The sequence below is a fragment of the Bradyrhizobium sp. LTSP885 genome (assembly GCF_000938305.1).
Taxonomy (GTDB): domain Bacteria; phylum Pseudomonadota; class Alphaproteobacteria; order Rhizobiales; family Xanthobacteraceae; genus Bradyrhizobium.
In genome coordinates, this window is sequence record NZ_JYMT01000002.1 from 226,483 (window position 1) to 246,647 (window position 20,165).

Here is a 20,165-nt window from a genome sequence, read left to right on the forward strand (position 1 = left end):
AGCGTAGCGAAGCAATCCATCGTTCCGCGCGCGAGGAAAGATGGATTGCTTCGTCGCTACGCTCCTCGCAATGACGGACAGATCATTTGCCCCCGACCTTCTCCCACAGCCAACGCGCCACGGCATCCGGCGACGATGTTGCATCGTTGCCAGACGCGCGCAGATTCGCCGCGCGCATCGCAGTAATGTCGATCTTGCCGAGCAGCGGCTGCAGCGCTCCGGTCAGCGCCTGATCGTCCTTGCGCTTCGGCGACAGCAGCAGGATCGCGTCATAGGGCGGAATCGCGTTCCTGTTGTCCTCAAGCGCGACCAGATCGTATTTCGCGATCAGCCCATCGCTGGTGTAGCCGGCGATCACGTCGACCTCGCCGGAGGCGACCGCGGCGTACATGAAATCCGGCTGCATCTGCCGCTGGGTGCGGAACGACAGCCCATAGGCCTTCTGGATGCCGGCCCATTCAGGCCGCGAGAAGAATTCGTAATCGCCGGCGATCGACATGGTCGGCGCCCGCGACGCCAGGTCGGCGATCGTGCGAATCCCGAGTTCGTCGGCGCGCTTCTTCGGCATCACCAGGGCGTAGGCATTCTCGAAGCCGAGTTCGCCGAGCAGGGTGATGTTCGCTCGCGCCAGCGTCGCCGTTAACTCGCTCAGCAGTTCGGCACGCGGCTTGATATCGGTGTGGTGGAACTGGTTGGCCCACAGCGTGCCGGAATAGTCGATATAGACGTCGATGTCGCCGGTGGCGAGCGCATCAAAGATCACGTTGGAGCCGAGGCCTGCGCGCATCGTGGCCGATAGCCCGGCCGATTGCAGCCGCTGCGCGATCAGCGCCGACAGCACATATTGCTCGGTGAAGGTCTTGGCGCCGACCACATAGCTCGCATGCGGGCGCGCGATCGCCTGCAACAGCGTGGCCGCGATCAGGGCGGCGATACCGAGACCGCCGAGCCCGGCGCGTACGCGGCTGCGGTTACGCAGGCCGTTCTCGATCAACGCCAGCAACTGGTCGACGGTAAGCGCGAGCACGGCCGCGGCCAAGCAGCCGAACAGCACGAACACCCAGTTCTGGGTCTGCAGCCCCGCGAAGATGTAATTGCCGAGGCTGGTCTGGCCGATCGGCGTCGACAGCGTCGCGGTGCCGATCACCCACACCGCCGCGGTGCGGATCCCCGCCATCATCACCGGCAGCGCCAGCGGCAGCTCGACCGTGAATAACGACTGTCGCGGCGTCATGCCGACGCCTTGGGCTGCCTCCAGGATTGCCGGATCGACGCCCAACAGCCCGGTGATGGTGTTGCGCAACACCGGCAGCATCGAATAAAGCGCCAGCGCGAGCACCGCCGGCAGGAAGCCGAATGCGGAAAAGCTGAAGCCGAACCACGTGGCTGAAAGCGCCGCGAGCGCCAGCAGCAGCGGATAGAACAGCGCCAGCAGTGCGAGGCCCGGCACCGTTTGTACGACGCTGGCAAGCCCAAGCAGCGCGCCGCGCAGCAGCGGCCGGTTGCGGGCGATGATCGCCAGCGGCAGGCTGACGGCGAGCCCGAGCGCCAGCGCGGCGAGGCTGACGCGCACATGATTGCCGAGGTAATCGGGCAAGTGCGCCAGCGCCTCGCTCCAGCGTGGGTCGGCTGATAGGCTCATGTCGCGCCATCCCGCGGCAGCAGCGCGCTCAGCCGCTGCGCCTGCCGCCGCGGCGTGCGCATCAGCTCGCCGACGTAAGGCTCGGTGCTGGCCGAAAGCTCCGCCGGCGTGCCCTGCGCCAACAGCCTGCCGCCGCGCATGACCGCGACACGATCGGCGAGCAGGATCGCCTCCGTCATGTCGTGGGTGATCATCACGGTGGTCAGGCCAAGCTTGTGATGCAGCGCGCGATAGTCGTCGCCCAGTGCGTCGCGGGTGAGGGGGTCGAGGGCGCCGAACGGCTCGTCCATCAGCACGATCCGCGGTTTGGCCGCCAGCGCGCGCGCCACGCCGACGCGCTGGCGCTGGCCGCCGGAGAGCTCATGCGGCAGGCGGTCGCGATATTGCGCGCGGTCAAGCCGCACCAGGTCCAACAACTCGTCGACCCGTGCTGTTATCTCGGCCTGCGGCCAGCCCAACAGCCTTGGCGTGACGCCGATATTGCCGGCGACCGACAGGTGCGGAAACAGCCCGCCGCTCTGGAAGACATAGCCGATGCGGCGACGTAGCAGGATCGGGTCGACCTGGCTGACATCCTCGCCCTCGACTGAGATCCGGCCGCGGTCGGCCTCGATCAGCCGGTTGGTAAGTCTGAGCAGTGTGGTCTTGCCCGAGCCCGAGCCGCCGACGATCGCCAGGAATTCGCCCTCGGCCACGTCCAACGAGACATCGTCGACCGCCACCACGCGGCCGCCGTCAAAGCTCTTGCCGACATGCGCATAGGCGATCAACGGCGTTGCGGGCATTGCGAAGCGGCCTTGGGGTTCACCATCATGAACGACAGTGATAACCCATAAAAGGCGCTTTGACTTGAGCCGAAGACGCGGTCGACGGTTCGCGTCGCGCGTCGCTCCTGATCAGATGTTTACCAAGAATCAGGTCCGCATCGGCCGGCTTGTGAGCACATCACACATCGTTCTTGGGCACGTATTTGCCCATGATGCATTTGTAGCTCTGCACTCGCCATTCGTGATACGGCCCCTTGGCGAGCCAGTCGGCGATGCCGATTTGTGCATTGACTGCGCAGGCTCCCATGGTGATGCCGGATTGATCACTGGTGGTGACAACCTTCTCCATGCAGAGCTGGGAATTGCAGAGAATTGCGACGAGCGTAACAAGCATGACGGCCCTTGTCGGTGTGAATATCCCGGTCAAATTCGACTCATGCAGGGTTCATGCCATTATCAACGCCCGCCGTGTCGCGGTGAGCAATTCCGGGAAAATACGGTTGGCCTGGATGATCGCTGCCGGCGGCGCGTAGCCGCACGCCTGCGGATGCGCTATAGTCCGTGCCCAACTACGACGTGAGATCGGGGCCAGCGAGGAACGTTGCGCTGTCGGGGCTGCATCGATGATGACGTTACCTGAATTGGCGGCAAGCGCCCTGGAAAAGTTTCTCGCTGCGCATGTGCAGCGCACCTTCGGGGCGTCGCAGGCGCGTTTTGGCGAATTGCTCCCGGCTGCCGCCCGCATCGCCCTGGAATGCATCGGCAACAGCGATGCGCTTTACCACAATGTCGAACATACGTTGCTGGTTACGCTCGCCGGGCATGACATCATGTGCGGCCGTGCGCTGCGGACCCATATCACCGCTGAGGATTACACGCACACGATCATTGCCTGCCTGACCCACGACATCGGCTATGTACGTGGCCTCCTGAAGGGCGACGGTCCGGATGGCTACGTCATCGATGCCGCCGGCAAGAAGGTGGTGTTGCCGCGCGGCTCGTCGGACGCAGGGCTGATGCTCTATCATGTCGACCGCTCCAAGCTCTACGTGCTTGATAGGCTCGAGGCCGTGGTTCCGCTCGACCGCGAGCGGGTCGCGCGCGACATCGAGGGCACGAGGTTTCCGGCATCGGAAGGCCAGCAATACGACGACGAGGCGGCGATCGTCCGCGCCGCGGATTTCATCGGGCAGCTCGGCGATCCCAACTACATCCGGAAGGCCAACGCGCTCTATCACGAATTCGAGGAGGTCGGCATCAACCGCCAGCTCGGCTATGACTCGCCGGCCGACATCGTCGATCGCTATCCGCAGTTCTACTGGAACATGGTGGCGCCGCACATCCAGGGCGCGATCGGTGACCTCAACATGACGGCGCGGGGACGGCAGTGGATCGCCAACCTTTACGGCAACGTGTTCCGCGCTGAACGGGAGATCGGACTATCCGGTCCGCAGAGCTGAGATTTGCAGAGCTGAGATTACCGGCGTCACCGGGTTGCGCGACCGATGCAAATCGGCGACCTTGGGCCGAGGGTCGATGGTCTGCCGGGGCCGCAGGTCGAGATGTCGACGGGCTCGTGCCGCCAGATCGGAAGCTTCGTGACGCGGCAGGTCTCCAGCGTCACCTGCGCCGCCACCGACCGGAACGGCAAGACATACGAATTGAGCTTCGAGTCGGACGGCTCGCCCATGACGCTACGCCGGTTGCGGCAGGCGTCGCTGCCGAGCGTCCGGTTGCGCGCCCGCCAGATCGCGCAGATCGAGTGCCGCCTCAAGGCCCGCGCCGCGCAAGTCCGGCCGCGGGACATCACCGCCTTCATCATTCGCTGCCTGGGCGAGGACGACGGCAAGCCGGCCGGCGATCAGCAATAAAGCTGCGACTATGATTTGACCGCGCCTGCGGTCATGCCGTCGATGAAGCGGCGCTGCAGCAACACGAACACCAGCACGACCGGCAGCACGATCATAATGGCCGCGGCCAGCATCTCGCCCCAGTCGGTCGAATACTGGCCGGTCAGATTGTAGAAGCGCACGATCGCCGTGACGTTGCTGTCGTTCTGCAGGAAGGTGACGGCGACGACGAACTCGTTCCACGCATTCAGCCCGACGATGATCGCGACCGTCAGCAGCCCTGGCCGCATCATCGGCAGGATGACGTAGAGGAACACCTGCCAGGGCCGCGCGCCGTCGACCCGCGCGGCCTCTTCGAGCGCGACCGGAATAGCGAGCGCATAGGTCCGCAGCAGGAAGATCGCAAACGGCGAAAACATCGCCGTGTAGATCAGCGCTACCGCAGGGATCGAATTGACCAACCCGAGTTTGGCAAAGATGAAATAGAGTGGATACAGATAGAGCTGCACCGGCACGGTGATCGACGCCATGAAATAGAAGATCAGGACGCGCCAACCCTTGCCCTTCTGGCGCGCCAGAACATAGGCGCAGGGCGTCGCCGTGATGCAGACCATCAGGATGGTCAGACCGGCGACTTCGGCGCTGTGCAGCAGGCTCGGGCCGAGCGCGGCGTTGCGCCAGGCCGAGGTGAAGTTCTCCCAGTGCAACTGGGTCGGCGGCGCCAGCGGATTGGTTGATATCTCGACCGTCGTCTTCAGCGCGTTCATCACGGCGAGCACGATCGGCAGCAGCGAGCTGAACGATGCGACGCCGATCAGTGCGAAGCTGATGGTTCTGTTCCAGCGGTCTTCCTTCATGTCGATCGTGCGTCGTCGCCGCGCTGGAGCCAGAGATAGGCGGCCGTTGCACACAGGCCGAACAGGCTCATCACGCAGGCGGCCGCCGCGGCCTGCCCGACGTCGCCTTCGAAGAAGGCGTGCCGATAGGCCAGTGTCGCGAGCACCTCGCTGCCATAGGCCGGCCCGCCGCGGGTGACGATGAAGATGAACTCGAACACCTGGAACGACCAGATCACGGTCAGGATCAGCATCAGCGTAAGTGTCGGGCGGATGCCGGGCAACAAGACATAGCGGAACAGGGCGAAGAAGCCCGCGCCGTCGAGCCGCGCCGCCTCGATCTGGTCGATGCTGATCTGGCGCATCGCGGCCAGGAACACCACCGCGAGAAAGCCCCACCAGTGCCAGATATCGACGGCCGCTACCGCATAGAGCGAGCGATCCGGATCGGCGAGCGGATCGGAGATCGAAAATCCGTGCTCGTTCAGCCAGGCGACGACGCCCGTGGCGGGGCTGAAGATCATGCCCTGGAAGATGCGGCCGGTGACCGCGACCGCGATGATGCGCGGCAGGAAGATGATCGACTGCACCACGATCCGCGCCTCGGGCGCCATCAGGAGCGCGGCGGCCATCAACAGCGCGATGCAGACCGGGACGGTCAGGAAGATCGCGGTCCAGATGAAATTGTTTGTCAGCGCCGACCAGAACACGGGGTCGTCGAACATGTTGTGGAAATTGGCGAGTCCCGCCCACACCGGCGTGCCGACACCATCCCACATGAAGAACGCCGCCGTGAAGGTCAGCACGGCGGGAATCAGTATGATGCAAACATTGATCAGGAGCGCCGGAAGCGCGAACAGCCACATTGCTTTGCTCAGGCCGTGCGCGGCGGCAGCGGCGGCACCTTGCCGTCCTTGGCCTCCTGGCTGAACAGCGTCTGCATCCGGCCGAGATAGGCCTCCGTCGTGATCTTGTTGAGCCAGACCTGCTCGATGCCGTCGATCAAATAGCTGTTGGTGGCGCCGGGCCAGAACGTCCAGGTCGTGAAGCCGTACTGGCCCCTGCTGAAGGCCTCATGCAGTGTGGCGATGGTCTTCTCGAACAGCGGATAGCCGATTCCTTGCAGCATATCCGGCGGCAAATCCTTCACCGGCAGCGCCCATTTGCCCGGCCAATCGCGGTTCATGCTTTCGTAGAATTTCCGCGTCAGCATGAAGTCGAACACCGCCGCAGCGCCGTCAGGATTCTGCGAAGTTTTCGCGATCGACAGCGTCGCGCCGCAGGCCAGATGCACCAGCGATCCCGTGAACGCCGAGCCGAGCGTGGGAACGGAGGTCACGTCCATCACGGTATCGGGCTTCGACATGCCGTACGACTTGGTGCCGAACGACCACGTGCCGCCTAGCGCCATTGCGGCCTTGCCGGCCACCACCTGCAGGAAACTCTGCTCGATGGTCAGCGAGAAATAGTTCTTGCCGAAATAGCCCTTGTTGAACCAGGCCTTCGATAATTCGACCGCCTCGACGAACGGCTGCGATGTCCAGGGTAGTTCGCCGGAGAGCGCCTTGCGGACATTGTCGGGGCCGGCGACGTTGTTGAGGAACACCGTCATCAGCCACTCGTTGACGCCCTTCCAGTCGGCGTTGCCGACGCCGAACGGGATGATGCCCTTGGCGAGGGCGGCGTCGGCTACCTGTTCCATCTCGGCGCGATTGGTCGGCAGCTTCCAGCCGTTCTGCTTGAACAGCTCCTTGTTGTAGAACAAATGGATCGACTCGTAGTCGCGCGGCAGCGCGTAGAGCTTGCCGCCATAGACGCTGGTGTTGAGCAGCGGCGCCAGGAAGCGCTCCTTCCATTTGTACTTGTCGGCATAGTCGTCAAGCGCCAGCACCTGACCGGCGTTTGCGATTGCGGTGAGATAGGCGGGGCCGGCGGTCTGAACGATATCGGGGCCGTTGCCAGCAACCAGCGCGACCTTCAGCAGATTGTTGACGGCGGCACCTTTCACTTCGATCTGCAGCAGGTATTTGTCCTGCGAGGCGTTGAACGCCTCAACCAGATCGCTGCGCAAGGTGGCCTGGCCGTCCGAATTCGCCTGTCCAAACCAGAACGTCACGACCTTGCGTCCATCCTCGGCGCGTGCGCCGCGGGGCAACTGGCTCGCGAGGGCGGCTGCAGGAATCGCGGCAACGATCTGGCGTCGGGTCAATGGCATGGCGTACCTCGCTCCTGCGCACGATGCGCTGATATGTTGCTTTTGCTTTAGTAATACGTATAACTATGCATAATGAAGCCGTCAACAACGACAAGAGGGCGCAACTGGCGCGGCGCGCGTGCACCCGCCCGCCCGACCCAGAAGGATATTGCGCTGGCGGCCGGCGTCTCGCAGGCGGCGGTGTCGCTGGTGCTGAACAAGACGGAAACCCCGTCGGTTCCGGCGGCGACGCGGGCCCGCATCCTGAAGGTCGCCGGTGAACTCGGCTATCAGCCGAACCATCCGGCGCGGATGCTGCGCAGCGCGCGGACCATGACATTCGCCTGCGTGATCCCTGATATCACCAACCCGTTCTATCCCGGTCTCGTCCGCGGACTGCAGACGGTCGCGGCGCCGGCCGGCTATGATGTGCTGATCTACGACACCGACGGCCGCCCCGAAGGCGAGGCGCGCGCCATCGACTGGCTGTTGCAGGGCCGCGCCGACGGCGTGGTCGCGACATTCTTTCACCTCCGCGTCCCCGAGCTTGCGGTGCTGGCACGCAACGGAATTCCGCTGGTTCGTCTCGAGAGCCAGCACAAGCCGGACGGGCCGCTCGCGATCGACAGCGTCTACATCGACAATGTGGAAGCGGCGGCGGCGATGACGCGCTTCCTGATCGCGCGCGGTCACCGGCGCATCGCGATGATCCAGGCCGAGTTCGGTCCGAGCAAGCGGCGGGCGCTCGGCTATAGTTCGGTGATGCGCGAAGCTGGATTGTCGCCGGAATTCGTGACGGATAGCGCGTACTCCGAAGAGTCGGGCGCACGCGCGATGAAGCGGCTGCTGGCCGAAAAGCGCAACCGGCCCACCGCCGTGTTCGGCGCCAGCGACGTGCTGGCGCTGGGCGCGATGGAGGAGGCGCGCAATGCTGGACTGTCGATTCCCGGCGACATCGCGATTGCCGGGTTCGACGATATTCCGGTCGCCAAGCTGTTGGGCCTCACGACGGTGCGCCAGCCCGAGCTCGATCTCGGCGCGCTCGCCGCAACGACGCTGATCAAGCGGCTGCAGCCGGGCGGCCTGAAGGCGCCCGGCAGGAGCTTTGAGCTGAAATTCGAAATCATGAAACGCTCGTCGGTCTGACCGACGCGCTGAGGGAGAAAACACATCGTGCCGGCCATTCCTCACGACTATGCGGAACGCGTCTACGCAGGCGTTCTGGGCAAGCTGATTGGCGTCTATCTCGGCCGTCCCTTCGAGGGCTGGACTTATGAGCGGATCATGCAGGAGCTCGGACCGATCAATTATTACGTCAATGAGCGCCGCGACGTCGCGCTACGCTCGCACCATCTGGTCGTAACCGATGACGACGTGTCCGGCACCTTCGCGTTCCCGCGCGCGCTTGAAGACAACGGCTTCCCGAAACATCTGACCTCCGAGCAGATCGGCCACGCGTGGTTGAACTACATTGTGGAGGAACGCGCGATCCTATGGTGGGGCGGCATCGGCAATTCCACCGAGCACACCGCCTATCTCAGGCTCAAGGCCGGCATTCCGGCCCCGCAAAGCGGCTCGATTGCCCTCAACGGCAAGACGGTGGCCGAGCAGATCGGCGCGCAGATCTTCATCGACGGCTGGGCGATGGTCAGCCCGGGCAATCCGGAGCAGGCGGCCTATCTGGCCGAACAGGCCGGCCGCGTCAGCCACGACGGAGAGTCCGTCCACGCCGCCAAGCTGCTGGCGGCGATGGAGGCGCAGGCCTTTGTCGAGCGCGACGTCCAGAAGCTGTTGGATGTCGGACTTTCATTCGTGCCGAAGGACGCGTTGATCCGCCGCGTCGTCGAGGACGTCCGCGAATGGCATGCCGGCGACAACGGCCGCGACTGGGAGCGGACCCGCGCGCTGATCGCCGGGCGTTACGGCTATGACAAGTTCGCCGGCAATTGCCACGTCGTCCCCAACCACGCGCTGATCATTCTGGCCACGCTCTACGGCGAGACCAGTTTTCAGGACGCGATGCGCATCGCCAACACTGCCGGCTGGGACACCGACTGCAACGCCGGCAATGTCGGTTGCCTGTTCGGCATCAGGACGGGCCTTGCCGGCATCGACACCGGTCCGGACTTCCGCACGCCGGTCGCCGACCGGATGTACATCTCGACGGCCGACGGCGGCGGCGCGATATCAGATGCCGTGATCGAGGCGCAGTCGCTGATCAAAGCAGGGCATGCGCTGGCAGGCCGGCCGGCGCCCGCTGCCGTGAAGAACGGTGCGCGTTTTAATTTCGAATTTCCCGGCAGCCTGCAGGGTTTTCATGCGCTGGGCGGTTCACCGGCGCGGTTGCATGAGGCTAGCCTGCGGAACGTTGCCGGACACAGCAAGAGCGGATCGCGCAGCCTCGCGATCGACCTGCGCCGTCTGGCGCCCGGACGCGTGGCGCGCGTCGCCAGTCCGACCTTCTTCGACAAGGAGGTCTTCACCATGCCGACCTATCAGCTGATCGCCTGTCCGACGCTCTATTCCGGCCAGACCGTCGAATGCCGACTCGAGTCGGATCGCGGTAGCGGCAAGGTTACGGTTCGGCCGTTCGCCAGCGTCTACGATGCGCGCGACGAGCTCAGGCAGATCCATGGCGATCAGCAGGAGCTTGCCGCCGGCAGCGAGGTGCTGCTGAGCTGGCGTATCCCGGAGACCGGCGGATATCCGATCTTCGAGATTGGCGTCGAGATCGCGACGGACGATCCGCTCGGCGCCGATGGCACGATCTATCTCGACACCCTCACCTGGCGCGGCGCGCCCGACACCATCCTCGCGCGGCCTGACGACAATCTAAGCGCCATGTGGAAGCATGCCTGGGTCAACAACGCCAGCCAGTTCCAGACGCGATGGGAAGGGCTGCGCGTCACCAATGGCGATGGCATCGGCTTCATCGCGCAGGGAACGCGCGACTGGAAGGATTATCGCGTCGCCTCCGAGGTGACGCCGTTGCTTGCGGACGCCTGGGGGCTCGCCGCGCGCGTTCAAGGGCGCGAGCGCTATTACGCACTGATGTTCGACCGTGCCGGTCGCGGCCGTGTCAGGCTCGTCAAGCGGCTGCACGACGAGACCATCCTCGCCAGCGATCGCTTCGACTGGGAACTCGACCACAGCTATGAACTCGCTCTCCAGCTTCGCGGCAATGAGATCGAGGCTTGCATCGGGGACAGGAAGATCTTCGCGGTTCGTGATACCGAGGGCCTTCCGTTGACCGGCGGTGCCGTCGGCCTGATTGTCGATACGGGGTCGCTCGCGACGCAGAGTGTGCGCATCTCGCCGTTGTGACGGCTCGCCTGTTGACTAACCCCGGCCGTTGTGGGGAAACGGTCCGATACCAAGGAGAATCCGATGCGTCCGAAACTCTACGCGCTTGCCGCTCTTGGCGTGTGTTTCGCCGGGCCCGCCGCGGCGCAGGCCTATGATCCGAACTATCCGGTGTGCATGCAGGTCTATGGCGGCACGCTGACGCCGGAATACATCGATTGCAGTTTTACGTCGCTTCCGCAGTGCCAGGCCTCGGCCTCCGGGCGACCGGCGTCCTGCACGGTCAATCCGTTCTATGCAGGTCCGAAACCGGCGCCGCGGAGCCGGGTGCACCGGCGTCGCAATCACGCCGACTGATCCCTCGGAATCGGGCGCGTCGCATGGCAGCGTTCGCGTCGCTGCGGTTGACTAACTCCGCCCGTTGTGACGAAACCGTCCGATACCATGGAGAATCCGATGCGTTTGAGACTCTTCGCGATCGCCGCTTTTGCGGTCGCCTTCGCGGGGCCTGCGGCCGCACAGACCTACGACCCGAACTATCCGGTGTGCATGCAATACTACGGCGGCTCGTTCGGCGGGAACTACATCGATTGCAGCTTCACCTCGATACCGCAGTGCCAGGCGACGGCGTCGGGCCGTCCGGCGGAGTGCTACGTCAACCCCTATTACGCAGGTCAGGCGCAGGTGTGGAAGCGCCGGGCGCGTCATCACCGCTGACACCGCTCAATTTCGCCGATGCGGAGCACGACCCGCTGTCTCAGGCACGGCGGCGTAGGGCGCGAAGCGCGACACCGTTTCGTCGACATTGAGCGGGCGTCCAATCGGCGGGAAGGCGCGTTGCGGGCACTCCCGCCGCTGACAGACCTTGCAGCTCACCCCGATCGGCGTCGCGTTTTCGGGGCTCGCAAGGTCGAGGCCGCGTGAATAGACGATCTGATCGGCGTGCCTGAGATCGCAGCCCAGTGCCACCGCGAATGTCTTGCCTGAGGAGCCGTAACCGCCGGGACTGTGCGTGACGGTGCGTGCGATCCACAGATACGTGCGGTCGTCGGGCATGCGGGCAATCTGGGTCAGGATCTTGCCCGGGCTCGCAAAGGCTTCGTAGACATTCCAGAGCGGGCAGGTGCCGCCGACGCGCGAGAAGTGGAAATCGGTTGCCGACTGGCGCTTGGAGATGTTCCCGGCGCGATCGACCCGAATGAAGAAAAAGGGAATGCCGCGCGCCGCAGGCCGCTGCAGCGTGCTGAGCCGGTGGCAGGCGGTTTCGAAGCCGACGCCATATTCCTCGCCCAGCAGTTCGATGTCGTAGCGAAGCCGTTCGGCAGAGGCGAGGAACTTCCGATACGGCATGACCAGGGCGCCGGCGAAATAATTGGCGAGGCCAATTCGAGCCAGCCCTTCCGCCTCCTGGCTGCTGAACCGCGATGTCTTCACCAGTTCGGTCACGTCGTGATCGAAGGCCAGCATCGCCACCTGGGTGGCAAGCTGGAAGGCGAATTGTCCCGGCCGCAGCCGCTGCGAGACGTGCAGGATGTTGGTGCTGCGGTCGAACCGGCGCTGCGTGCCGATGGCGCCGGGATCGAGGACGACGGACACCTTGTGCTCGCGTGCGAGATAGGCGGTCAGGCTGTCGGCCATCGCGCCCGGCACGAGCGCGAGGTCCGACGCCAGCGCTTCCGCCGCCTCGTCCAGCCGGGGGATGTAGTTGTTGTTCGCGTAGAAGAAGTCGCGGACCTCCTCATAGGGCGTCGACGGCAGCAGGACGGTTTCGGCCTGGCGGTCTTCGCCCAGTTGCGCGGCCAACGTCGCGGCCTGTTCGGCCGCCTGGCGATGGCGGCGGTGCAGGCCGATCAAGGCGCGGCCCACCGCCGGCATGTTGATCGCGAGTTCGCGCAACTCGGCGGTCGAGATCGTCTCGCCCAGGGTGGGATCGGCGAGGACGTCACGCAAATCGGCAATCAGCCGGGCTTCGTCGTCCTCGGAGAACGATTGCACGTCGAGGCCGAAGGCGCTGTTCAGCGCGAGCAGGACCGGCAGCGTCAGCGGTCGCTGGTTGTTCTCGAGCTGGTTGAGGTAGCTGAGCGAGATATTGAGCTTGGCCGCGAGCGCGGCCTGGGTCAGGCGCCGCTCCTCCCTCAGCCGCCTCAGGCGGACACCCATGAATGTCTTCTTCATCGGCTTGTCCTCGACTTTGCAAACTTTGCAAAAGGTGTGGGATTCCTACGCAAAAATCCACAATATCAGCCATTTTCAATCGGATGGTTTAGCGGATATTGCGAAGCTATGACCGAAAGACAAGAGGCCGGAGCTAAACAGAATGAATTTATCCGCTGTGCGCGACGAACCCGGTCCGGCCGGCGAGACACGCTTTCTGGATGTCGTCTTTCCGGATCGCGCCAACCATTACGGAACCCTGTTCGGCGGCAACGCGCTGAGCCTGATGGGCCGGGCTGCCTTCATCGCCGCGGTGCGCCGGGCTCGCCGCAATGTCGTGATGGCGACATCAAACAAGATCGAGTTTGCCGAACCGGTCGCGGTCGGCGAACTTGTCGAGGTGATTGCACGGGTGGAGCGCGAGGGCCGCAGTTCGATGACGGTCGCCGTCGAGATGATCCGGGAAAATCCGATCAGCGGGCAACGGCGGTCGGTCGTTCGCGGCAGTTTTGAGATGGTGGCGGTCGACGATGCCGGCCGTCCGACTGCGATGGGTGAGGCGGCCGATACGTCGTCGCCGGCCTTTCAATTGACTTGAGCACAAGGAAGCTTTCGTGAAGCAGCATAGCGTTCGCACCTACAAATCCGCCGAGAAGCTCGCGCGGGTCGACCAACTCGCCTGGAAGATCGCGGAAGTGGCCGCCGACCCGGTCGCCGTCGCGCCTGATGTGGTCGAGATGATCGGCAACCGCATCATCGACAATGCGGCCGTCGCCGCCGCCTCGGTCGCGCGCCGGCCGGTGCGAAGCGCGCGCGCCCAGGCGCAGGCCCATCCGTTCCAGCCCGGCGCAACGGTGTTCGGCCTGGCTCAGTCCGAGCGCATCTCGCCGGAATGGGCTGCCTGGGCGAACGGCGTTGCCGTGCGCGAGCTGGATTTCCATGACACGTTTCTCGCCGCCGATTATTCACATCCCGGCGACAACATTCCGCCGATCCTTGCGGTCGCACAGCATTGCGGGCTCGGCGGCGCGGCGCTGATCCGGGGGCTGGCGACCGGCTACGAAATCCAGGTCGACCTCGTGAAGGGCATCTGCCTGCACGAGCACAAGATCGACCACATCGCGCATCTCGGGCCATCGGCAGCGGCCGGCATCGGCACGCTGCTCGGCTTGCCGACCGAGACGATCTACCAGGCGGTGCAGCAGGCGCTCCACGTCACCACGACGACGCGGCAATCGCGCAAGGGCGAAATCTCGAGTTGGAAGGCCTACGCGCCCGCCTTCGCCGGCAAGATGGCGATCGAGGCCGTCGACCGCGTGATGCGCGGCGAGGGCGCGCCGTCGCCGGCATGGGAGGGCGAGGACGGCTTCATCGCCTGGCTGCTGTCCGGGCCAAAGGTCGAGTACAGCGTGCCGCTGCCGGAGAAGGGCGAGGCCAAGCGCGCCATTCTCGACACCTACACCAAGGAACATTCCGCCGAGTATCAGAGCCAGGCGCTGATCGATCTCGCGCGCAGGCTCGGGCCCAAGATCGGTGATCTCACCAAGATCGAGAGCATCGTGATCCACACCAGCCATCACACCCATTATGTGATCGGCACCGGCGCCAACGATCCGCAGAAGATGGACCCGACCGCGAGCCGCGAAACGCTCGACCACTCCATCATGTACATCTTCGCCGTCGCACTCGAAGACGGCGGCTGGCATCACCAGACGTCCTATGCGCCGGAACGCGCGGGGCGCCCTGAAACCGTCGCGCTTTGGCACAAGATCTCGACGCTTGAGGACCCTGAATGGACCCGGCGCTATCACAGCACCGATCCGCGCCAGAAGGCGTTCGGCGGCCGTGTCGTCGTCACGCTCAAGGGCGGCTCGGTCATATCAGACGAGATCGCGGTGGCGGATGCGCATCCGCTCGGCGCGCGGCCGTTCGCGCGGCCACAATACGTCGCCAAGTTCCGAAGCCTTGCTGAAGGCATCATCGCGCCAGCCGAGCAGGATCGCTTCCTCGCCGCCATCGATCGCCTGCCGTCGCTTAGGGCAGGTGAACTGAACGGGCTGACCTTCAGCGTTGCGCCCGAGCGTCTCGGCGGCATGCAACCGTTCGGCATCTTCGATTGGAAAAAGTAGCAGCCGCACCGCAGTGGCCGAGCAAGGAGAATATCATGGCTGACGATACCAAAACGGCCGCGAAACGGGCGCCGAAGAAATCCGTCGCGCTGTCCGGCATTGTCGCCGGCAACACCGCGCTCTGTACGGTCGGGCGAACCGGCAACGATCTGCACTATCGCGGCTACGACATTCTCGATGTCGCCGAGAGTTGCGAGTTCGAGGAGATCGCGCATCTCCTCGTGCACGGCACGTTGCCGACGCCGGCGGAGCTTGCGGCCTACAAGGCCAAGCTGAAGGGGCTGCGTGGCCTGCCGGGCGCCGTCCGTGCCTCGCTCGAAGCGTTGCCGGCAGCCGCGCATCCGATGGACGTGATGCGCAGCGGCGTCTCGACGCTCGGCTGCGTGCTGCCGGAGGCTCACGACCACAACCATCCGGGCGCACGCGACATTGCCGACCAGCTGATGGCCTCGCTGGGCTCGATGCTGCTTTACTGGTACCACTTCGCCCATCACGGCCGCCGCATCGAGGTGGAAACCGACGACGACTGCATCGGCAGCCATTTCCTGCATTTGCTGCACGGCAAGGCGCCGTCGGCCTCGCACGAGCGGGCGATGCACACCTCGCTGATTCTGTACGCCGAGCACGAGTTCAACGCCTCGACGTTCACCGCGCGATCGATCGCCGGCACCGGCTCGGACATCTATTCCGCGATCGCGGGCGGGATTGGCGCGCTGCGCGGTCCCAAGCATGGCGGTGCCAACGAGGTCGCCTTCGAGATCCAGAAGCGCTATGCCGATCCGGATGAAGCGGAAGCCGATATCCGCCGCCGCCTCGAAGCCAAGGAGGTCGTGATCGGCTTCGGCCATCCGGTCTACACGATCTCGGATCCGCGCAACGAGGTGATCAAGGAAGTCGCGCGCAAGCTGTCGCGCGAGAACGGTTCGATGAAGATGTTCGAGATCGCCGACTGCATCGAGAGGGTGATGGGAGAGGCGAGGAAGATGTTCGCGAACCTCGACTGGTTCAGCGCGGTGTCCTATCATGCGATGGGGGTGCCGACCGCGATGTTCACGCCGCTGTTCGTGATCTCCAGGACGTCGGGCTGGGCCGCTCATATCATCGAGCAGCGGATCGACAACAAGATCATCCGCCCCTCGGCGAACTATGTCGGGCCGGAGAACCTGACTTTCATCCCGCTCGGCGAGCGCGGCAAGCCGCCGTCGCCGGTGCGGGCCGCTTAGGAGCCGTCATGCCGTATCTTGTTGCCGCCGATCTTCCCTCCGAGAGCGCAGGCCGCAGATTTCGCGCCCTGCTGCGCGAACCCGGCATCCTGCAACTGCCGGGCACGCATAATGGCATGGCGGCGCTGCAGGCCAAGGCGGCCGGCTTCACGGGGCTCTATCTGTCGGGCGCGGCCATGACGGCATCGATGGGCCTGCCCGATCTCGGGGTGATCACGGTCGATGAAGTCGCATTTTTCGTGCGTCAGATTGCGCGTGCATCCGGCCTGCCGCTGCTGGTCGACGGCGACACCGGCTACGGCGAGGCGCTGAACGTGATGCACATGGTCCGCGTCTTCGAGGAAGCGGGCGCCGGCGCGGTGCATCTGGAGGATCAGCTTCTCCCCAAGAAGTGCGGCCATCTGAACGACAAGAAGCTCGCTGATGCCGGTGACATGGCCGCCAAGGTCCACGCCGCGGCGAAGGCGCGCCGCGATCTCGTCGTGATCGCGCGCACCGATGCCGCCGCAACCGAGGGCCTCGACGGCGCGGTGGCGCGGGCCAAGCTCTACATGGAAGCCGGCGCCGACGCGATCTTTCCCGAAGCGCTCAACACGGCCGAGATGTTCCGTGCCTTCGCCGAGCGGATGCCCGGCACGCCGTTGCTCGCCAACATGACCGAGTTCGGCAAGACGCCGTTCTTCACGGCGGCCGAGTTCGAGGCGATGGGCTACGCGATGGTGATCTGGCCGGTCTCGTCGCTGCGGGTCGCCAACAGGGCGCAGGAGTTGCTTTACGCGGCGATCGCGCGCGACGGCGGCACCCACAAGATGATCGACAGGATGCAAACCCGGGCCGAGCTCTACGCGACCATCGGGCTGCACGACTACGAAGCGCTGGACGCCTCGATCGTCGCGACGGTGATCCCCGAAGGCATGCCGCAGCGCTGACGCGGGTAGGCCTTGAAACCAAAGAGGCCGCCAACACCGGCGGCCTCGCGATGGGCGTGTATCGTTCCGAGGCTAATTCGCCAGGCCCTCGGTGACATAAGACCTGGTCTTAATCGCCTTGCTTCGCTCGGCACCAAGTGCCGCCCAGGCCGGCGAGTTGCGCGAGGCTTGGGCCTTTGCGAGGCTATCATAGACCACGATGGTCACGCGCTTTGGTGCTTCGCCTTCGAGCGCGACAGTGTTTCCGCCTCGAGCCAGATATGTTCCGCCAGTCGACTTGATCACCTCCGTGACTTTCGGGACATAGGCGTTTTGCGCGGCTTGATCGATGATCTCGATCTCGGTGACGACATAGGCCTTTGGCGACGACTGGGCGTGAAGCCCCTGGATGGCGACGGCGCCAACCGCGATGCCGGCAAGCATGGACAAGGCAACGGTGTATTGTGTTTTCACGGTGAGTCTCCCTATGATCTTTGTTTCAATGCGCGCACGCAGGTGAGCGTACGCGTTCGCTGACCGCTGGAATTTCAAATTCGAGAACAATGATGGCCGATGGATCAGGCTGCAACGGTCGCAAGCGGAGAGTTCGGCGTGTCTCCGTTTTATCTGCAGCTCTCGGCGAGCAAAAACGCTCGGCCGCGCGAGGAGCCTACACCGTCATCGGATTGATGCCTATGTCTGTTTGGGCTCAGAGAGGCGAAATGCCGGCTGCGCGGTGAGAATCCCTGCAGCCCGGCTTGACCTGCTCAGGGCTTGTTGTCTCCGACCAGCTTGATGGCGTCGAGCATCGCCTGACCATATTGATCGGCGAAAATCCGGATCGCTGCCCGTACGCTTTCGATCGAAAATCCGTGCCTCCAACGCGACGGATCTTCAACGATCTGTTTTTTCCAGAACAGGAATTTCTGATCGATCAGCGCCTGGCTGTTATCGGCCGACATGTCGATGACGAGAACCAGCTTGTCCGGCTCCCCTCTGGTATTGGAAGGCGACCAGCCAACCAGATAAGGCCCTTCGCCATCGAAGTTGGCGTGTTGATGCTGCGCATCGCTGATGGCGGCCTCCGAGGCGTTGAGATCATAGTGAGCGACCGCGAACTCGCAGTCGTCGTTCCTGGCTTGCTTGGCGTCCGGATTATCGAGCGGCCAGATCGTTACCATCTGATCTTTCAGCGGAGCACTGGCGGTCTCCTGACGCGGAAAGAACGCGACGAAGGAATTGCAGACCATCGTCAGCTTGGCTTGATTGGCTGAGGTGGCTTTGGAATGGAAAACGACGAGGCCGTAGGCGCCGGCTCCGGCAGGAGGAATCTCCCTTGCGCGCAGATACGCGCGGACCGGCTCGAGAGGTGTTGTTGCGGAGTCGCTTTCGCTGGTGGTGGTCGCAGCACTGCTGGGGCGGATGGCGGCTCTGTGCGGGGTGGGCCCGCCACCTCCGCCACCTTCGGGGGAGCTCTCGATGGCAGGTCCGGTGCCGTGGCCGGCCCTCTCGACAGCAGGCCCAGGGTTGTGGGGGGCGCTCTCGACAGTAGGCACGGCCTCGTGGCCGGCCCTCTCGACCGGATGCCCGACCTCATGGCCGGCATCCTGGTGGGCTTTCGCGGCCCTGGCCGCCTCTTCCAGCGCCTTGATTTCCAGCGCTCTGCATGCGGCGGGATCAAGTCGACATTCGGCGTGAGCGCCGCCGGAAAAAATAAGCGCAATCGGTAACAAGAATAAAAATCTAGCTCGTGTCATCATGGCCACCTGCTGCAGGGGCTTTGAGAAACAACTTGCCCACAAATGTTATCACGACGCTGGCAATGAAACAGAAGACGGTACTTGCGACCACGATAAACACGGTTCCGGCGCTGGTGTCGGGCCGAACCCACCAAACCATCGCAATCCCGAGGAAAAGTCCTATGGCGCTAGCGAATGCGTAGTTGTTCAACGTTGGGCCCATTGGCTGCCGCGTGGTCAGGCCGCGCAATTTATGAGTGAGTTTGCCTCAGATTGCATCCTGATTGCAACACGCAACTTTGTGTAGCGATTGTGGCCGGCGAGGCGTCGGCGATCGCTCCCGGTCGCGCAGTTCCATTGCGTCCCGGCATAGATCGGCTCCAGCCTCAAAACGGAGGTCTCGTGTCGTGTACGTACGCGCTCTACGCCGGGGCGCCCATCACATAGGGCTTCAGCACCGCGTAGAGCATGCTGTGGGTCGGCGTCGCGACGCCGAGCTTGCGGCCGAGCTCGACCACCTTGCCGCTGAGCCACGGCAGTTCGAGCCGATTGCCGCGCTCGAGATCGAGCGCCATCGACGCCTTCATGGCAGGCGGCGCGTGTCCGATGAAATCCAGCACCTTTGCCAGTGCATCCGGCGGCAGCTTGATGCCGCTGGCGCGGGCGACGGCGATGGTTTCCTCGCAGGCCGAGATAAAGAACGGGCGCAGATCAGGATCGTCGCGCAGTCTGCCCATCGGTTGCCGGGTCACGGCTGTCATGCCGGCGTTGGTGGCGAGCCCGACGAACTTCATCCAGAGATCGGTGATGATCGCCTCGCTCAGCGTCGCATCGAAGCCGGCCTTCAGGCAGAGCGCGAGCAACGCCTGGCCGCGCGGCGTGACGCGGCCGTCGAGCTCGCCGAAGATCATGCGCATGAAGGTGCCGACCTGGTTGATCACGCCGGGCTTGATGATCGACGCGCTGATCTGTGCGACGCCGCCCATCACCGCGTTTGGTCCGAGGATCGGGATCAGCCGTTCGGGCGCGTCGATCCCATTCTGCAGCGGGATCACGGCTGTATCCGGCCCGACCATCGGCTTGATGTGTGCCCCGGCGCTCTCGACATCCCACAGCTTGACGCAGAACAGCACGACATCGACTGGGCCGACGCTTCCCGGATCGTCGGTCGCCTGGGTCGGCACCAGATGGGTGTCGCCGCGGCCGCCCTGAATCCTGAGCCCTTCGTTCCGCATCGCCGCCAGATGGGCGCCACGCGCGATGAACGTGACGTCGGCTCCGGCATGCGCCAGCGCGGCACCGAAACCACCCCCTACGCCTCCGGCGCCAACGACTGCAATCCGCATGATCTGTCTCCTGGCTCTGGCTCGGGGGCCGGGCGCTTTGCCGCATTGATGGCGGCAGCCTTAACGATGTCGGG

21 protein-coding genes are annotated in these 20,165 nt (G+C 64.3%); 11 read left to right on the top strand and 10 right to left on the bottom strand.

Annotated features, from left to right (window positions below):
* Positions 1–82: 82 nt before the first annotated feature.
* The 3 genes from UP09_RS01060 to UP09_RS01070 all read right to left on the bottom strand — a co-directional run bounded on the left by UP09_RS01060 (position 83) and on the right by UP09_RS01070 (position 2,803).
* Positions 83–1,642 (bottom strand): ABC transporter permease/substrate-binding protein, encoded by a 1,560-nt coding sequence (locus UP09_RS01060; protein ID WP_044536133.1) that lies wholly within the window; start codon positions 1,640–1,642, stop codon positions 83–85.
* Complete coding sequence (locus UP09_RS01065; RefSeq protein ID WP_044536134.1) at positions 1,639–2,427, bottom strand: ATP-binding cassette domain-containing protein; 789 nt, start codon at positions 2,425–2,427, stop codon at positions 1,639–1,641. The genes UP09_RS01060 and UP09_RS01065 overlap by 4 nt, the downstream gene beginning before the upstream one ends.
* A gap of 160 nt (positions 2,428–2,587) precedes the next feature.
* A complete protein-coding gene (locus tag UP09_RS01070; RefSeq protein WP_044536135.1) occupies positions 2,588–2,803 on the bottom strand; it encodes a hypothetical protein in 216 nt (71 codons plus the stop codon).
* On the opposite strand from UP09_RS01070, the gene UP09_RS37350 reads away from it, so the two are divergent.
* From UP09_RS37350 to UP09_RS01080, 3 genes are all read left to right on the top strand, one after another.
* Positions 2,802–2,942, top strand: coding sequence for a hypothetical protein (locus tag UP09_RS37350; protein ID WP_156164380.1), 141 nt, complete (start codon positions 2,802–2,804; stop codon positions 2,940–2,942). The genes UP09_RS01070 and UP09_RS37350 overlap by 2 nt on opposite strands.
* A 90-nt stretch (positions 2,943–3,032) precedes the next feature.
* Complete coding sequence (locus tag UP09_RS01075; RefSeq protein ID WP_044536136.1) at positions 3,033–3,869, top strand: hypothetical protein; 837 nt, start codon at positions 3,033–3,035, stop codon at positions 3,867–3,869.
* Positions 3,870–3,914: 45 nt separating this feature from the next.
* The gene (locus UP09_RS01080; protein ID WP_245301726.1) at positions 3,915–4,280 is read left to right on the top strand and encodes a hypothetical protein; all 366 of its coding nucleotides are present in this window, start codon (positions 3,915–3,917) and stop codon (positions 4,278–4,280) included.
* A gap of 8 nt (positions 4,281–4,288) precedes the next feature.
* Here UP09_RS01080 and UP09_RS01085 read toward each other — a convergent pair whose 3' ends face one another.
* From UP09_RS01085 to UP09_RS01095, 3 genes are read right to left on the bottom strand one after another with little or no spacing between them, the layout of a single operon-like run.
* Positions 4,289–5,116: a carbohydrate ABC transporter permease gene (locus UP09_RS01085; protein WP_156164381.1), complete on the bottom strand. Its 828-nt coding sequence runs from the start codon at positions 5,114–5,116 to the stop codon at positions 4,289–4,291.
* Positions 5,113–5,961, bottom strand: coding sequence for a carbohydrate ABC transporter permease (locus UP09_RS01090; RefSeq protein WP_052832911.1), 849 nt, complete (start codon positions 5,959–5,961; stop codon positions 5,113–5,115). Before UP09_RS01090 ends, UP09_RS01085 begins: the two co-directional genes overlap by 4 nt.
* 8 nt (positions 5,962–5,969) lie before the next feature.
* On the bottom strand, positions 5,970–7,310 hold the full coding sequence (locus UP09_RS01095; RefSeq protein ID WP_044536138.1) for an ABC transporter substrate-binding protein: 1,341 nt from the start codon (positions 7,308–7,310) through the stop codon (positions 5,970–5,972).
* Positions 7,311–7,382: 72 nt separating this feature from the next.
* On the opposite strand from UP09_RS01095, the gene UP09_RS01100 reads away from it, so the two are divergent.
* The 4 genes from UP09_RS01100 to UP09_RS01115 all read left to right on the top strand — a co-directional run bounded on the left by UP09_RS01100 (position 7,383) and on the right by UP09_RS01115 (position 11,309).
* Positions 7,383–8,435, top strand: a complete 1,053-nt coding sequence (locus UP09_RS01100) for a LacI family DNA-binding transcriptional regulator (protein ID WP_044536139.1) — start codon at positions 7,383–7,385, stop codon at positions 8,433–8,435.
* A 27-nt stretch (positions 8,436–8,462) separates the two neighbouring features.
* Positions 8,463–10,613: an ADP-ribosylglycohydrolase family protein gene (locus tag UP09_RS01105; RefSeq protein ID WP_044536140.1), complete on the top strand. Its 2,151-nt coding sequence runs from the start codon at positions 8,463–8,465 to the stop codon at positions 10,611–10,613.
* Between the two features lie 63 nt (positions 10,614–10,676).
* The gene (locus tag UP09_RS01110; protein WP_044536141.1) at positions 10,677–10,949 is read left to right on the top strand and encodes a DUF3551 domain-containing protein; all 273 of its coding nucleotides are present in this window, start codon (positions 10,677–10,679) and stop codon (positions 10,947–10,949) included.
* 99 nt (positions 10,950–11,048) lie between these two features.
* A complete protein-coding gene (locus UP09_RS01115) occupies positions 11,049–11,309 on the top strand; it encodes a DUF3551 domain-containing protein (RefSeq protein WP_044536213.1) in 261 nt (86 codons plus the stop codon).
* Between the two features lie 6 nt (positions 11,310–11,315).
* Here the strand turns inward: UP09_RS01115 and UP09_RS01120 are convergent, their stop codons facing one another.
* Positions 11,316–12,767 carry a short-chain fatty acyl-CoA regulator family protein gene (locus UP09_RS01120; protein WP_044536142.1) on the bottom strand — a complete coding sequence of 484 codons (1,452 nt, stop codon included), beginning with the start codon at positions 12,765–12,767 and terminating at the stop codon, positions 11,316–11,318.
* Positions 12,768–12,909: 142 nt separating this feature from the next.
* Between UP09_RS01120 and UP09_RS01125 the strand changes: the two genes are divergently transcribed.
* The 4 genes from UP09_RS01125 to prpB are packed head-to-tail and all read left to right on the top strand — an operon-like array spanning position 12,910 to position 17,027.
* Positions 12,910–13,344, top strand: a complete 435-nt coding sequence (locus UP09_RS01125) for an acyl-CoA thioesterase (RefSeq protein WP_044536143.1) — start codon at positions 12,910–12,912, stop codon at positions 13,342–13,344.
* A gap of 16 nt (positions 13,345–13,360) precedes the next feature.
* Complete coding sequence (locus tag UP09_RS01130; protein WP_044536144.1) at positions 13,361–14,875, top strand: MmgE/PrpD family protein; 1,515 nt, start codon at positions 13,361–13,363, stop codon at positions 14,873–14,875.
* 35 nt (positions 14,876–14,910) lie between these two features.
* Positions 14,911–16,098 (top strand): bifunctional 2-methylcitrate synthase/citrate synthase, encoded by a 1,188-nt coding sequence (gene prpC, locus UP09_RS01135; protein WP_044536145.1) that lies wholly within the window; start codon positions 14,911–14,913, stop codon positions 16,096–16,098.
* Between the two features lie 8 nt (positions 16,099–16,106).
* Complete coding sequence (prpB, locus tag UP09_RS01140) at positions 16,107–17,027, top strand: methylisocitrate lyase (RefSeq protein ID WP_044536146.1); 921 nt, start codon at positions 16,107–16,109, stop codon at positions 17,025–17,027.
* 72 nt (positions 17,028–17,099) lie between these two features.
* Here prpB and UP09_RS01145 read toward each other — a convergent pair whose 3' ends face one another.
* The 3 genes from UP09_RS01145 to UP09_RS01165 form a co-directional block, all read right to left on the bottom strand.
* Complete coding sequence (locus UP09_RS01145; RefSeq protein WP_156164382.1) at positions 17,100–17,480, bottom strand: DUF1330 domain-containing protein; 381 nt, start codon at positions 17,478–17,480, stop codon at positions 17,100–17,102.
* 293 nt (positions 17,481–17,773) lie between these two features.
* A complete protein-coding gene (locus tag UP09_RS37355; RefSeq protein ID WP_156164383.1) occupies positions 17,774–18,766 on the bottom strand; it encodes a hypothetical protein in 993 nt (330 codons plus the stop codon).
* Between the two features lie 401 nt (positions 18,767–19,167).
* Entirely contained in the window at positions 19,168–20,091 is a 924-nt protein-coding gene (locus UP09_RS01165) for a ketopantoate reductase family protein (RefSeq protein ID WP_044536151.1), read from the bottom strand.
* Positions 20,092–20,165: the final 74 nt, after the last annotated feature.